General features: G+C 54.9%; 13 protein-coding genes. 8 read left to right on the top strand and 5 right to left on the bottom strand.

Going from position 1 to position 13,897, the window contains the following annotated elements; translation table 11 throughout:
• The first annotated feature begins 18 nt into the window (after positions 1-18).
• The 5 genes from dnaE (at position 19) to tilS (ending at position 8,506) form a co-directional block, all read left to right on the top strand.
• Positions 19-3,501, top strand: coding sequence for a DNA polymerase III subunit alpha (gene dnaE / locus ACQG2G_RS04110; RefSeq protein WP_013095665.1), 3,483 nt, complete (start codon positions 19-21; stop codon positions 3,499-3,501).
• A 12-nt stretch (positions 3,502-3,513) separates the two neighbouring features.
• Positions 3,514-4,473, top strand: a complete 960-nt coding sequence (accA, locus tag ACQG2G_RS04115) for an acetyl-CoA carboxylase carboxyl transferase subunit alpha (protein ID WP_013095666.1) — start codon at positions 3,514-3,516, stop codon at positions 4,471-4,473.
• Between the two features lie 100 nt (positions 4,474-4,573).
• On the top strand, positions 4,574-6,706 hold the full coding sequence (locus ACQG2G_RS04120; protein ID WP_248766785.1) for a lysine decarboxylase LdcC: 2,133 nt from the start codon (positions 4,574-4,576) through the stop codon (positions 6,704-6,706).
• A gap of 65 nt (positions 6,707-6,771) precedes the next feature.
• Positions 6,772-7,161 carry a VOC family protein gene (locus ACQG2G_RS04125; protein ID WP_013095668.1) on the top strand — a complete coding sequence of 130 codons (390 nt, stop codon included), beginning with the start codon at positions 6,772-6,774 and terminating at the stop codon, positions 7,159-7,161.
• Positions 7,162-7,219: 58 nt separating this feature from the next.
• Complete coding sequence (tilS, locus tag ACQG2G_RS04130) at positions 7,220-8,506, top strand: tRNA lysidine(34) synthetase TilS (RefSeq protein WP_248766786.1); 1,287 nt, start codon at positions 7,220-7,222, stop codon at positions 8,504-8,506.
• A gap of 28 nt (positions 8,507-8,534) precedes the next feature.
• On the opposite strand, the gene rof is transcribed toward tilS, so the two are convergent.
• On the bottom strand, positions 8,535-8,795 hold the full coding sequence (gene rof, locus ACQG2G_RS04135; RefSeq protein ID WP_014830722.1) for a Rho-binding antiterminator: 261 nt from the start codon (positions 8,793-8,795) through the stop codon (positions 8,535-8,537).
• Positions 8,782-8,982 carry a YaeP family protein gene (locus tag ACQG2G_RS04140; RefSeq protein WP_008501889.1) on the bottom strand — a complete coding sequence of 67 codons (201 nt, stop codon included), beginning with the start codon at positions 8,980-8,982 and terminating at the stop codon, positions 8,782-8,784. The genes rof and ACQG2G_RS04140 overlap by 14 nt, the downstream gene beginning before the upstream one ends.
• Before the next feature lie 196 nt (positions 8,983-9,178).
• On the opposite strand from ACQG2G_RS04140, the gene ACQG2G_RS04145 reads away from it, so the two are divergent.
• From ACQG2G_RS04145 to nlpE, 3 genes are read left to right on the top strand one after another with little or no spacing between them, the layout of a single operon-like run.
• On the top strand, positions 9,179-9,724 hold the full coding sequence (locus ACQG2G_RS04145) for a YaeQ family protein (protein WP_020688556.1): 546 nt from the start codon (positions 9,179-9,181) through the stop codon (positions 9,722-9,724).
• Entirely contained in the window at positions 9,721-10,143 is a 423-nt protein-coding gene (arfB, locus tag ACQG2G_RS04150) for an alternative ribosome rescue aminoacyl-tRNA hydrolase ArfB (RefSeq protein WP_248766787.1), read from the top strand. Before ACQG2G_RS04145 ends, arfB begins: the two co-directional genes overlap by 4 nt.
• 33 nt (positions 10,144-10,176) lie before the next feature.
• Entirely contained in the window at positions 10,177-10,875 is a 699-nt protein-coding gene (gene nlpE, locus ACQG2G_RS04155) for an envelope stress response activation lipoprotein NlpE (protein WP_013095674.1), read from the top strand.
• Positions 10,876-10,924: 49 nt separating this feature from the next.
• On the opposite strand, the gene proS is transcribed toward nlpE, so the two are convergent.
• From proS to rcsF, 3 genes are all read right to left on the bottom strand, one after another.
• Entirely contained in the window at positions 10,925-12,643 is a 1,719-nt protein-coding gene (gene proS, locus ACQG2G_RS04160; RefSeq protein WP_248766788.1) for a proline--tRNA ligase, read from the bottom strand.
• A gap of 111 nt (positions 12,644-12,754) precedes the next feature.
• Complete coding sequence (tsaA, locus tag ACQG2G_RS04165) at positions 12,755-13,462, bottom strand: tRNA (N6-threonylcarbamoyladenosine(37)-N6)-methyltransferase TrmO (protein WP_047352014.1); 708 nt, start codon at positions 13,460-13,462, stop codon at positions 12,755-12,757.
• Complete coding sequence (rcsF, locus tag ACQG2G_RS04170) at positions 13,459-13,863, bottom strand: Rcs stress response system protein RcsF (RefSeq protein WP_248766789.1); 405 nt, start codon at positions 13,861-13,863, stop codon at positions 13,459-13,461. Before rcsF ends, tsaA begins: the two co-directional genes overlap by 4 nt.
• Between the last annotated feature and the right edge of the window lie 34 nt (positions 13,864-13,897).

Raw genomic sequence — 13,897 nt, forward strand, 5'->3', positions numbered from 1 at the left:
GTAACGCGGAATCTGAAGATGGCTGAACCACGTTTCGTACACCTGCGGGTGCATAGCGACTACTCCATGATCGATGGGCTGGCGAAAACCGGGCCGCTGGTAAAAAAGGCGGCCTCACTGGGTATGCCTGCGCTGGCGATCACCGATTTTACCAACCTGTGTGGTCTGGTGAAGTTCTACGGAACGGCGCATGGCGCGGGGATGAAACCCATCGTCGGAGCTGATTTTCATGTGCAGAGCGAACTGCTCGGCGACGAAATGACGCAAATTTCCGTGTTAGCGATGAACAACACGGGTTATCAGAATCTCACCCTGCTTATCTCCAAAGCCTACCAGCGAGGCTACGGCGCCCTGGGGCCATGGATTGACCGGGACTGGCTGGCGGAGCTGAACGAAGGGTTATTGCTGATCTCCGGCGGCCGCATGGGTGATGTGGGCAAATGCCTGCTGCGCGGCAATAGTGCGCTGGTGGATCAGTGCGTATCATTCTACGAAGAGTACTTCCCGGATCGTTATTATCTGGAGCTGATCCGCACCGGTCGCCCGGATGAAGAGAGTTATCTCCATGCTGCCGTGGCGCTTGCGGAAGCGCGCGGGCTGCCCGTGGTGGCAACCAACGATGTACGCTTCCTTGAGGCCGGGGATTTCGACGCTCACGAGATTCGCGTGGCGATCCATGATGGCTTCACCCTCGACGATCCGAAGCGCCCGCGTAATTATTCTGCTCAGCAGTACATGCGCAGCGAAGAGGAGATGTGTGAACTCTTCTCTGACATCCCGGAAGCGCTGGAAAACAGCGTTGAAATCGCCAAGCGCTGTAACGTTACCGTGCGTTTGGGTGAGTATTTCCTGCCGCAGTTCCCGACCGGGGAAATGACCACGGAAGACTTCCTGGTCATGAAATCCAAAGAAGGTCTGGAAGAACGTCTTGAATTCCTTTTCCCGGATGAAGAAGAGCGTAAAAAACGTCGTCCGGAGTATGACGAGCGCCTGGATATTGAACTTCAGGTTATCAACCAGATGGGCTTCCCGGGCTACTTCCTGATCGTAATGGAGTTTATCCAGTGGTCGAAGGATAACGGCGTGCCGGTTGGTCCAGGACGTGGTTCCGGTGCTGGGTCACTGGTGGCCTATGCGCTTAAGATCACTGACCTCGACCCGCTGGAATTTGACCTGCTGTTCGAACGTTTCCTTAACCCGGAACGTGTTTCCATGCCCGACTTCGACGTCGACTTCTGTATGGAAAAACGTGACCAGGTTATTGAGCACGTGGCGGATATGTATGGCCGTGACGCGGTATCGCAGATCATTACCTTCGGTACGATGGCGGCGAAAGCGGTTATCCGCGACGTGGGCCGCGTGCTGGGGCATCCGTACGGCTTCGTCGATCGCATCTCTAAGCTGGTGCCGCCCGATCCGGGGATGACGCTGGCAAAAGCGTTTGAAGCCGAGCCGCAGCTGCCGGAAATCTACGAAGCTGACGAAGAAGTCAAAGCGCTGATTGACATGGCGCGTAAGCTGGAAGGCGTCACGCGTAACGCCGGTAAACACGCGGGTGGTGTGGTTATCGCCCCGACCAAAATTACCGACTTTGCGCCGCTCTATTGTGACGAAGCGGGGCAGCACCCGGTTACCCAGTTTGATAAGAACGACGTTGAATACGCCGGGCTGGTGAAGTTCGACTTCCTCGGTCTGCGTACGCTTACCATCATCAACTGGGCGCTGGAGATGATCAACGCCCGCCGCGAGAAGAACGGCGAGCCGCCGCTGGATATCGCGGCCATCCCGCTGGATGACAAGAAAAGTTTCGACATGCTGCAGCGCTCGGAGACCACCGCGGTCTTCCAGCTTGAATCCCGTGGCATGAAAGATCTGATTAAACGTCTGCAGCCTGACTGCTTCGAAGATATGATCGCACTGGTGGCGCTGTTCCGTCCGGGACCGCTGCAGTCGGGGATGGTAGATAACTTTATCGACCGTAAGCATGGTCGGGAAGAGATTTCCTACCCGGACGTTCAGTGGCAGCACGAAAGCCTGAAGCCGGTACTGGAGCCAACCTACGGCATTATCCTGTATCAGGAACAGGTCATGCAGATTGCTCAGGTGCTCTCCGGCTATACCCTCGGCGGCGCGGATATGCTGCGTCGTGCAATGGGTAAGAAAAAGCCGGAGGAGATGGCCAAGCAGCGCTCTATTTTTGAAGACGGCGCGAAGAAAAACGGCATTGACGGCGAACTGGCAATGAAAATCTTCGACCTGGTGGAGAAATTCGCCGGGTACGGATTTAACAAATCGCACTCTGCCGCCTATGCTTTGGTGTCGTATCAAACCCTGTGGCTGAAGGCGCACTATCCCGCTGAATTTATGGCGGCGGTAATGACCGCCGATATGGATAACACCGAGAAGGTGGTTGGCCTGGTGGATGAGTGCTGGCGCATGGGACTGAAGATCCTGCCGCCGGACATTAACTCGGGTCTTTACCATTTCCACGTTAACGACGACGGGGAGATCGTGTACGGGATCGGCGCGATCAAAGGCGTAGGTGAAGGGCCGATCGAGGCAATCATCGAAGCGCGTAATAACGGTGGTTATTTCCGCGAGCTGTTTGATCTGTGCGCCCGCACCGATACCAAAAAACTGAACCGCCGCGTGCTGGAAAAACTGATCATGTCCGGTGCGTTCGACAGGCTGGGGCCGCACCGCGCCGCGCTGATGAACTCGCTTGGCGACGCGCTGAAAGCCGCGGATCAGCATGCAAAAGCGGAAGCCATTGGCCAGGCGGACATGTTCGGCGTGCTGGCGGAAGAGCCAGAGCAGATCGAGCAGTCTTACGCCAGCTGTCTGCCGTGGCCAGAACAGGTGGTGCTGGATGGTGAGCGTGAAACGTTAGGCTTGTACCTGACGGGGCATCCGATCAACCAGTACATCAAAGAAATTGAGCGCTATGTCGGAGGCTACAGGCTGAAAGACATGCATCCGACAGAACGTGGTAAAATCACCACGGCTGCGGGGCTCGTGATTGCTGCAAGGGTTATGGTCACCAAGCGCGGCAATCGTATCGGCATCTGTACCCTGGATGACCGTTCCGGGCGTCTGGAGGTGATGTTATTCACCGACGCGCTGGATAAATACCAGCAATTGCTGGAAAAAGACCGCATACTTATCGTCAGCGGACAGGTCAGCTTTGATGACTTCAGCGGGGGGCTTAAAATGACCGCCCGCGAAGTGATGGACATTGACGAAGCCCGGGAAAAATATGCTCGCGGGCTTGCTATCTCGCTGACGGACAGGCAAATTGATGACCAGCTTTTAAACCGACTCCGTCAGTCTCTGGAACCCCACCGCTCGGGGACAATTCCAGTACATCTCTACTATCAGAGGGCGGATGCACGTGCGCGGTTGCGCTTTGGTGCAACGTGGCGTGTCTCTCCGAGCGATCGTTTACTGAACGATCTCCGTGGCCTCATTGGTTCGGAGCAGGTGGAACTGGAGTTTGACTAATACAGGAATACTATGAGTCTGAATTTCCTTGATTTCGAACAGCCGATTGCTGAGCTGGAAGCGAAAATCGATTCTCTGACAGCGGTAAGCCGTCAGGATGAAAAACTGGATATTAACATCGACGAAGAAGTGCATCGTCTGCGCGAAAAAAGCGTAGAACTGACGCGCAAAATCTTTGCCGATCTCGGCGCATGGCAGATCGCCCAGTTGGCGCGTCACCCACAGCGTCCGTACACCCTGGATTATGTCCGCCTGGCGTTTGACGAATTTGACGAACTGGCAGGCGACCGCGCTTACGCTGACGATAAAGCTATCGTCGGCGGTATCGCTCGTCTGGATGGACGTCCGGTGATGATCATTGGCCATCAGAAAGGCCGTGAAACCAAAGAGAAGATCCGTCGTAACTTTGGTATGCCGGCACCAGAAGGCTACCGTAAAGCCCTGCGTCTGATGGAGATGGCTGAGCGTTTCAATATGCCCATCATCACCTTTATCGACACCCCGGGTGCTTACCCAGGCGTGGGCGCGGAAGAGCGCGGTCAGTCTGAAGCCATCGCACGTAACCTGCGTGAGATGTCTCGCCTGAAGGTGCCTGTCATCTGTACCGTCATCGGTGAAGGTGGTTCCGGTGGTGCGCTGGCGATTGGCGTGGGCGATAAAGTGAATATGCTGCAGTACAGCACCTATTCCGTTATCTCTCCGGAAGGGTGTGCCTCTATCCTGTGGAAGAGCGCCGATAAAGCGCCTCTGGCTGCAGAAGCGATGGGCATCATTGCCCCACGCCTGAAAGAGCTGAAGCTGATCGATACCGTCATCCCTGAACCTCTGGGTGGTGCGCATCGTAAGCCGGAAGTGATGGCCGCTTCCCTGAAAGCGCAGCTGCTGGCCGATCTGGCGGACCTGGATGTGCTGAGCAAAGAAGATCTGCTCAATCGTCGTTACCAGCGTCTGATGACCTACGGTTACGCGTAAGCTTCACAATTATCTGAAAAGCCGCACACTGTTGCGGCTTTTTTTATACCTGCGGTTTACCCTGGCTATGCTTAGCTAATGTTTTTTAAGGAGGAAGCCCGTGAATATTATTGCCATTATGGGGCCACACGGCGTCTTTTATAAAGATGAGCCTATCAAGGAGCTGGAGCAGGCCCTGCAGTCACGTGGCTATCAGCTGATCTGGCCGCACAACAGCGCTGACCTGCTGAAGTTCATTGAGCACAACCCGCGGATCTGTGGCGTGATCTTCGACTGGGATGAGTACGACCTGGAGCTGTGCAGCGATATCAACAAACTGAATGAATATCTCCCGCTGTATGCGTTTATCAATACCCACTCGACCATGGACGTCAGTGCCCAGGATATGCGGATGGCGCTGTGGTTTTTCGAATACTCACTCGGCGTGGCCGAAGATATTGCGGCCCGCATTCAGCAATATACCGGCGAGTATCTGGATAACATCACGCCACCGTTTACCCGGGCGCTGTTTACCTATGTGAAGGAAGGGAAGTACACCTTTTGCACGCCAGGTCATATGGCGGGGACGGCTTATCAAAAAAGCCCGGTTGGCTGTCTGTTTTATGATTTCTTCGGCGGCAACACCCTGAAAGCGGATGTGTCGATTTCGGTTACCGAGCTTGGCTCATTGCTGGATCACACCGGTCCACATCTGGAAGCCGAAGAGTACATTGCCCGCACCTTTGGGGCCGAGCAGAGCTATATGGTGACCAACGGTACGTCGACGTCAAACAAAATCGTCGGCATGTATGCCGCCCCGGCCGGAAGTACGTTACTCATCGACCGTAACTGCCATAAGTCGCTGGCACATCTGCTAATGATGAGTGATGTCGTACCGCTCTGGCTGTCACCCACGCGTAACGCGCTGGGGATCCTGGGGGGAATTCCACGCCGTGAATTCACCCATTCAGCCATAGAAAATAAGGTGGCGGCGATCCCCGGCGCAAGCTGGCCGATCCATGCGGTGATCACCAACTCCACCTATGACGGATTGCTGTATAACACCAACTGGATCAAACAGACGCTGGATGTTCCCTCGATCCACTTTGATTCCGCGTGGGTTCCTTATACCAATTTCCACCCCATCTACGCGGGTAAAAGTGGAATGAGTGGCGAACGCGTGCCGGGCAAAGTGTTTTTCGAAACGCAATCGACGCACAAAATGCTGGCTGCGTTTTCACAGGCCTCGCTTATCCATATCAAAGGTGACTACGACGAAGAGACGTTTAACGAAGCGTTTATGATGCACACCACCACCTCACCAAGTTATCCGCTGGTGGCCTCCATTGAAACGGCAGCGGCGATGCTGCGCGGCAATCCGGGTAAACGTCTTATCAATCGCTCTGTAGAGCGCGCGCTGCATTTCCGCAAAGAGGTTCAGCGGTTAAAAGATGAGGCTGAGGGCTGGTTCTTTGATATCTGGCAGCCGGAAGAGATTGATGAGGCGGAGTGCTGGCCAGTCGCGCCGGGTGAAGAGTGGCACGGCTTCCGTGATGCCGATGCCGACCACATGTTCCTCGACCCGGTAAAAGTGACCATCCTGACGCCGGGCATGGATGAACAGGGTAACATGAGCGACGAAGGTATTCCGGCCGCGCTGGTGGCGAAATTCCTTGATGAGCGCGGCGTGGTGGTGGAGAAAACCGGACCGTATAACCTGTTGTTCCTGTTCAGCATTGGGATTGATAAAACCCGCGCGATGGGTCTGCTACGTGGGCTGATGGAGTTTAAGCGTGCGTACGATCTGAACCTGCGCGTGAAGAACATGCTGCCGGATCTCTATGCGGAGGATCCTGATTTTTATCGCAATATGCGTATACAGGATCTGGCCCAGGGGATCCACAAACTGATCCGCCAGCACGATCTGCCGCGCCTGATGCTGCAGGCGTTTGACGTCTTGCCTGAGATGAAACTGACGCCGCACAAAGCCTGGCAGCGACAGGTGAAAGGGGAGGTAGAAACCGTTGAGCTGGAAAATCTGGTGGGACGCGTCTCGGCCAATATGATCCTGCCTTATCCACCGGGCGTCCCGCTGCTGATGCCGGGAGAGATGATCACCGAAGAGAGCCGTGCGGTGCTCGATTTTCTGCTGATGCTCTGTTCTGTGGGGCGTCACTACCCGGGCTTCGAGACGGATATCCACGGTGCGAAACGTGATGAAAATGGGGTTTACTGGGTGCGAGTCCTAAAATAAAGGTGGCTGCTTGCCAGGGGCGGGTTTTCGGTTGTAACGTTCAGGCATCATAAAAAGGAGAAGCTATGCTGGGTTTAAAACAGGTTCATCATATTGCGATCATTGCCACCGATTACGCCAAAAGTAAGGCCTTTTATTGCGACATTCTGGGCTTTACGCTGTTAAGCGAGGCCTATCGTGTGGAGCGCGACTCCTGGAAAGGCGATCTGGCGTTAAACGGGCAGTATGTGATTGAACTGTTCTCTTTTCCTTTCCCGCCTGCGCGTCCGTCCCGTCCGGAAGCCTGCGGCCTGCGCCATCTGGCTTTTAGCGTGGATGATCTTGACCGTGCGGTAAAACATCTTGAAGAGCATGGCGTGAAGTGCGAAGCGATTCGTGTCGATCCGTTTACCGACAAGCGTTTTACTTTTTTCAACGATCCGGACGGTCTTCCGCTGGAGCTTTACCAGCAGTAAGCGCCATCCTGTGTGATAATGCCCGCTCTGTTCGGGCATTTTTTATGTGTAATTCTCTATGACCCTACCCGCTATTGCGCAAGCCGTTTCACCGTACCGCCAGCTGCTGGTGGGATTTAGCGGTGGCCTGGATTCCACGGTGTTGCTCCATCGCCTCAAGCTCTGGCGCGATCAGCAACCTGACGTTCAGCTCCGGGCTATGCATATCCATCATGGGCTGAGTCCTCATGCCGACGCCTGGGTTGCGCACTGTGACGCGGTGTGCTCGGCCTGGGCGATCCCGCTTGAGATTAAACGGGTGGTGCTCAGAGATGAAGGGCTCGGTATTGAAGCGCACGCGCGTAAAGCGCGCTATGACGCGTTTACCGCGACATTACAGCCCGGCGAAGCGCTGGTCACGGCACAGCACCTTGACGACCAGTGCGAAACCTTTTTGCTGGCGTTAAAACGGGGAAGTGGTCCGGCGGGGCTCTCCGCCATGCCTGAACGCTCTGATTTTGCCGGGACGCAATTATTGCGTCCGCTGCTTGGCGAGTCGCGCGCATCGCTGGAAGCCTGGGCGCAGCAATATCAGCTGAGCTGGATTGAAGATGAGAGCAATCAGGACGATGGCTACGATCGTAATTTCCTGCGTCTGCGTGTTTTGCCGTTACTGACCGCACGCTGGCCGCACTTTGCAGACGCAACAGCACGAAGCGCCCTGCTGTGTGCCGAACAGGAGAGCCTGCTGGATGAACTGCTGAGTGAAGAACTGGCTGAACTGATTTCGGTAAACGGGGCGTTGGCGATCGCACCGCTGGAGGCAATGAGTCCGGTTCGTCGGGCCGCGCTGCTGCGCCGTTGGCTGGCCTCTCACCGTGCAACGATGCCATCGCGTGCCATGCTGGGACGTATCTGGGACGAAGTCGCCCAGGCGCGGGAGGATGCAACGCCGTGCGTGCACCTGAACGGTTTTGACGTCAGGCGCTATAAAGGCCAGCTGTGGTGGGTGAAATCGACCCCCTCGCTTGCAGATGTGGTGCTCGGCTGGCCATCGCCTGCGAAACCGCTGCTGTTGCCCTGGGATATGGGAAGCTTGTCTCTGGAGACGCCAGGCCATGTGCGTTTACCGAAAGCCGATGAACCGGTCACCGTGCGCTTTAAGGCCAGCGGTATGCTGCACATTGTCGGACGTAACGGTGGAAGGAAGCTCAAAAAAATCTGGCAGGAGTGCAATGTGCCGCCCTGGTTGCGCGATACCACGCCGTTACTTTTTTACGGTGAAACGCTGATTGCGGCGGCAGGGGTGTTCATTACAGAAGAGGGCTGGGCAGAATCGGGCGTGAGTCTGGAGTGGAAAGCGTAACGGGCAGCCAGGCTGCCCGTTAGTGTCATCAGGATTCGCTCACCACGACGGTGCCGATTTGCGGGTGGCTGAAGCTGGCAATTTTGTCCAGGCGTAGCTCACGCGTCGCACCGGCGTCTTCCACTATCAGATATTCCACATTCTTACGTGAAACCAGGTCGCTGGCTTTCGCTTTCAACACTTCGCCATCTTTTAACTCCAGCGTCAGTATTAAATGATGCTGGCAGGCGAGTTCGAGGTTGTCATAGTCATCACAATTGATGGGTTGATAAGTATCATTCATCGACATAATCGCTCACCAGTAAATTCGCCGCAGCATACGCTGCTTTTTCCCTGACCGATTCTGAAAGGCTCTCATCAGAGGCCACTTCATTAAGCACTTTCAATACACAGCCCAACGCATCCGGGACATATCCCAGATCTCCGCTGGCGATTTCCGCATACCGTTTGCGAATTAGCTCACAATAATTATTCACATCCCCTCCCGCCAGCGCACTGACTTACTGTGAGATATCATTAAGCCTACGAAGATAAACTCGGTTTAGCAAGGTGACTATACCATACTCATTTAAGCAATATCAGAGCCTTGATGGCGCCGTATTCATCACGGCGTAACAGCCTTTTGCTGCTGTTTTCGCTACAATGTGCGCCTGATTCGAAAGGAGTTCTCCCATGGCGCTGAAAGCGACAATTTATAAAGCGGTGGTCAATGTGGCTGACCTTGACCGCAACCAGTTTCTGGATGCGTCACTGACGCTGGCGCGTCACCCCTCTGAAACCCAGGAGCGCATGATGCTGCGCCTGCTGGCGTGGATTAAATATGCCGACGAGCGTCTGCAGTTTACCCGTGGCTTAAGCGCAGAAGACGAGCCGGAAGCCTGGCTGCGTAACGATCATCTGGGTATCGATTTATGGATTGAACTTGGTCTGCCGGATGAGCGCCGCCTCAAAAAGGCGTGTACCCAGTCTGCGGAAGTGGCGCTATTCGCGTACAACCAACGCGCTGCGGAAATCTGGTGGCAGCAAAACAAGAGCAAGTGCGGTCAGTTTAAAAACCTTACGGTCTGGTATCTGGATGATGAACAACTGGCGCAGCTGAGCGAATTTGCCAGCCGGACGATGACTCTGCAGGCGACGATCCAGGACGGCGCAATCTGGCTTTCTGACTCTCAGAATAATCTGGAAATTCATCTGACGGCGTGGCAGCCTGCTTCATGATCGTGTTGTCCCGAAACGTCAGCATCCCGGACAATGAGCTGGAGATCACCGCCATCCGTGCGCAGGGGGCGGGGGGACAGCATGTTAACAAGGCTTCAACCGCTATCCATTTGCGCTTTGACATTCGGGCCTCAAGCCTGCCAGAGTATTATAAGGAAAGTCTGCTCGCTGCCAGCCATCATCTGATCACCAGTGACGGTGTCATTGTGATCAAGGCGCAGGAGTACCGTAGCCAGGAGTTAAACCGGGAATCGGCTATGGCCAGACTGGTGGCGGTGATAAAAGAATTAACTGCGGTGCAAAAAAGCCGTCGGGCAACGCGGCCAACCCGCGCATCGAAAGAGCGTCGGTTGTCGTCAAAGGCTCAGAAATCCACAGTGAAAGCACTACGCGGTAAAGTTCGTCGCCCTTTGGATTGACGAAAAGGAACACTATTTCATAAGGAATTCATTGTGAAAAAAGCATTATGGTCAGCGTTGGCAGTGAGTACGCTCTTTGCGCTTTTCGGATGTAACAACCGTTCGGAAACGCAGGTCCTGCAGCCAACGCAGAATGAAGAGTTAAAGCCAATGCAGCAGAGCTGGCGCGGCGTACTGCCTTGTGCCGACTGTGAAGGTATTGAGACGTCGCTGTTCCTGCAAAAAGACGGTACGTGGGTCATGAATCAGCGGTATCAGGGCGCGAAAGAACCCTCCTCTTTTGCGACTTACGGGACATGGGCACGCACGGCCGAGAAGCTGGTGTTGACCGATACGAGCGGTGAGAAAACGTATTTCCGCGCCAAAGGCGAGGGGATGGAGATGCTCGACCGTGAAGGCAACCCGATTGAATCCCAGTTCAACTACACGCTGGCTCCGGTGAAAGCGGCGCTGCCGGCCACGCCGATGCCGATGCGGGGCATGTATTTCTATATGGCTGACGCGGCCATCTTTACAGATTGCGCAACGGGTAAGAAAGTGAGCGTGGCGAACAATGCCCAGCTGGAACGGGATTATGCGGTCGCACGCGGAAATGACAGTAAGCCGGTATTATTGACGGTCGACGGTCACTTTACGCTGGAGCCAAACCCGGATAGCGGCGAGTTGGTGAAAACCCTTGTGGCAGATAAAGATGCGAAGTTCGCGGCAGGCAAAGACTGTAACAGTAAATAACGCTGGGCTTTGCGACATGAAAAAACCCCGCCTGAGCGGGGTTTTTTATTTAACCTTTGATGGCTTTTACCAGGTAATCAAGGATATCACCGGTCTTGATCATCTGTTTTTCGCCGCTACGACGGTATTTATATTCAATCTCGTCGCTGTCGAGGTTACGGTCACCGATAACGATGGTATGAGGAATACCAATCAGTTCCATATCAGCAAACATCACGCCCGGACGTTCTTTACGGTCGTCCATCAGCACTTCGATACCCTGCGCGCGCAGCTCTGCGTACAGTTTCTCAGCCAGCTCCTGCACACGGTAAGACTTGTGCATGTTCATTGGCAGGATAGCCACCTGGAACGGCGCGATGTTATCCGGCCAGACAATGCCACGCTCGTCGTAGTTCTGCTCAATCGCCGCAGCCACCACGCGCGTGACCCCGATACCGTAGCAACCCATGGTCAGGATCTGGTTACGGCCATCTTCACCCTGAACGGCAGCGTTCAGCGCACGGGAATATTTATCGCCCAACTGGAAGATATGGCCCACTTCGATGCCGCGTTTAATCATCAGGGTGCCCTGGCCATCCGGGCTTGGATCGCCTGCAACAACGTTGCGAATATCCGCCACTTCTGGCGTTGCCACATCGCGATCCCAGTTGATGCCAAAGTAGTGTTTACCATCAATGTTAGCGCCTGCAGCGAAGTCGCTCATCGCCGCAACCGTGCGGTCAATCACAACAGGCACAGGCATATTCACCGGACCCAGAGAGCCTGGGCCTGCGTTTACGACGGCGCGGATTTCTGCTTCCGTTGCGAAGGTCAGTGGGCTGGCAACCTGTGGCAGCTTCTCAGCTTTCACTTCGTTCAGCTCGTGATCACCACGTACCAGCAGGGCAACCAGCGGATATGTACTGCCTTCAGTGGATTTCACCAGCAGCGTTTTAACGGTTTTTTCGATCGGCAGCGCAAACTGCTCAACCAGCTCGGCAATGGTTTTGGCATTTGGCGTGTCAACCAGCGTCATTTCCTGGGTTGCCGCGCCGCGTGGTTCTTTTGGTGCCAGTGCTTCAGCAAATTCAATGTTTGCCGCGTAGTCAGAGGAGTCAGAGAAGATCACATCGTCTTCACCGCTCTGCGCCAGAACCTGGAACTCATGGGACGCGCTACCACCGATAGAGCCGGTATCGGCCTGCACAGCACGGAAATCCAGACCCATGCGGGAGAAGATTTTGCTGTAAGCCTCGTACATTTTGTCGTAGGTCTCTTGCAGAGATTCCTGAGAAGTATGGAAAGAGTAAGCATCTTTCATCAGGAATTCGCGAGAACGCATAACGCCGAAACGTGGGCGAACTTCGTCACGGAACTTGGTCTGGATCTGGAAGAAGTTCAGCGGCAGCTGTTTGTAAGAGCTCAGCTCATTGCGAATCAGATCGGTGATCACTTCTTCATGCGTCGGGCCGAGGACGAACGGACGCTCGCCACGGTCAACGAAGCGCAGCAGTTCAGGGCCATATTGCTCCCAACGGCCGCTCTCCTGCCATAGATCAGCGGGCTGAACCACGGGCATGGACACCTCGATAGCACCGGCGTTATTCATCTCTTCACGCACGATGTTTTCGACTTTTTTCAGGACGCGCACGCCGGTCGGCAGCCAGGTGTACAACCCGGAGGCCAGCTTGCGGATCATCCCGGCGCGCAGCATCAGCTGATGGCTGATGACTTCGGCGTCGGCAGGTGTCTCCTTCAGTGTGGAGAGCAGATATTGGCTAGTACGCATGTTGTTACGGTTCCATTTCGACGATTGGAACAGGCTGAAACGCCAGCCTGACACAAAAAAGTGGTTTAGTTTACCAGTGTGGCAAAGATGCCAAAAGAGAGGAGAAGAAAATTACCTGGGTTCCAGGGCAAACACTTCAAAACCGGTCTCTGTCACGCGCCAGCGGACATTAAAATCCAGCAGCCAGACGGCGTAGGTTTTCCCGGCTTCCTCTTCTTTACGGTAGGCTGGACGCGGATCCTGCGCCAGAACGTCTACGATAAAGTCCCGCAAACGGGGATAGCGCTTTTCCAGTTGGCCAAATTGCGTAAGCAGCTCTGGCGTAAAGTGAACAGGCATATCCGCCTGCGGTGCTTGCTGGGCGTAGCTGGCCCTGGCATCTGGCAACGCTTCGGCAAAAGGCAGATAGGGTTTAATGTCGATAACCGGGGTACCATCAACCAGGTCAAGGCTGCCTAACTCCAGTATCACCTGATCTTTCTGACAGCGTATTCCTTTCAGTTCAACCAGCGACATGCCGATCGGGTTTGGACGAAAGGTTGAGCGAGTCGCGAATACCCCCATCCGGGCATTTCCGCCCAGACGAGGAGGGCGCACCGTAGGACGCCAGCCACCGTCCATCGTCTGGTGAAACACAAAAACAACCCATAAATGGCTGAACGCCTCAAGCCCGCGCACCGCATCGGCCTGATTATAGGGCGCAATCAAGTGAAGTTCACCGCTGCCGCTGGTGACCAGACCCGGCTGGCGTGGCACGGCAAACTTCTCTTTGTAAGGAGAGCGGATAACGCCTATCTGTTCGAAATGAAAGGCACTCATTTCGCCGAAATGGTCAGCGCCGAACCAATACACACCGCCTGACGATAGCAGCCGGGTGTCCCGCTGGTGACTTCACAGCTGTGCAACAGTACCGCGTTAGCTTTCATTTTGGCCGCGTTGATCTGCATACGTTTACGGGCTGTCGGAATGTTGGGTGGGGAGTCCTGATTGGTAGCCTGACAGGATTCACCGCTCACATCACCGAGCTCACGGAAAGGCTTGCCCACGAGGTCGTCGGCTTTGGTAATGATACGTACCGGCGCAGGGCGAGGCGCTTTAGGTTTAACGGGCTCTGCTTTTGGCGGGGTTGCAGTGCTTTGAACGGGTTCAACTGGAGATCTGCTTAGCATAGAACAGCCGCTCAGCATCAGTGCTAAAAGACAGATCGGTAAAGCACGCATAATAATTCCTCAGTGGATAATCAAAACGTCAGAT

Source organism: Enterobacter cloacae complex sp. 382A5 (assembly GCF_050031095.1).
In the GTDB taxonomy this organism is placed as follows: domain Bacteria; phylum Pseudomonadota; class Gammaproteobacteria; order Enterobacterales; family Enterobacteriaceae; genus Enterobacter; species Enterobacter cloacae.

What these genes read in the sequence shown, in the direction of transcription:
- tsaA (WP_047352014.1), bottom strand. Translation starts at nt 13,462, where the DNA reads ATGAGTGCCTTTCATTTCGAACAGATAGGCGTTATCCGCTCTCCTTAC.
- arfB (WP_248766787.1), top strand. Translation starts at nt 9,721, where the DNA reads ATGATCGTGTTGTCCCGAAACGTCAGCATCCCGGACAATGAGCTGGAG.
- accA (WP_013095666.1), top strand. Translation starts at nt 3,514, where the DNA reads ATGAGTCTGAATTTCCTTGATTTCGAACAGCCGATTGCTGAGCTGGAA.
- rof (WP_014830722.1), bottom strand. Translation starts at nt 8,795, where the DNA reads ATGTCGATGAATGATACTTATCAACCCATCAATTGTGATGACTATGAC.
- proS (WP_248766788.1), bottom strand. Translation starts at nt 12,643, where the DNA reads ATGCGTACTAGCCAATATCTGCTCTCCACACTGAAGGAGACACCTGCC.
- rcsF (WP_248766789.1), bottom strand. Translation starts at nt 13,863, where the DNA reads ATGCGTGCTTTACCGATCTGTCTTTTAGCACTGATGCTGAGCGGCTGT.
- ACQG2G_RS04145 (WP_020688556.1), top strand. Translation starts at nt 9,179, where the DNA reads ATGGCGCTGAAAGCGACAATTTATAAAGCGGTGGTCAATGTGGCTGAC.
- tilS (WP_248766786.1), top strand. Translation starts at nt 7,220, where the DNA reads ATGACCCTACCCGCTATTGCGCAAGCCGTTTCACCGTACCGCCAGCTG.
- dnaE (WP_013095665.1), top strand. Translation starts at nt 19, where the DNA reads ATGGCTGAACCACGTTTCGTACACCTGCGGGTGCATAGCGACTACTCC.
- ACQG2G_RS04125 (WP_013095668.1), top strand. Translation starts at nt 6,772, where the DNA reads ATGCTGGGTTTAAAACAGGTTCATCATATTGCGATCATTGCCACCGAT.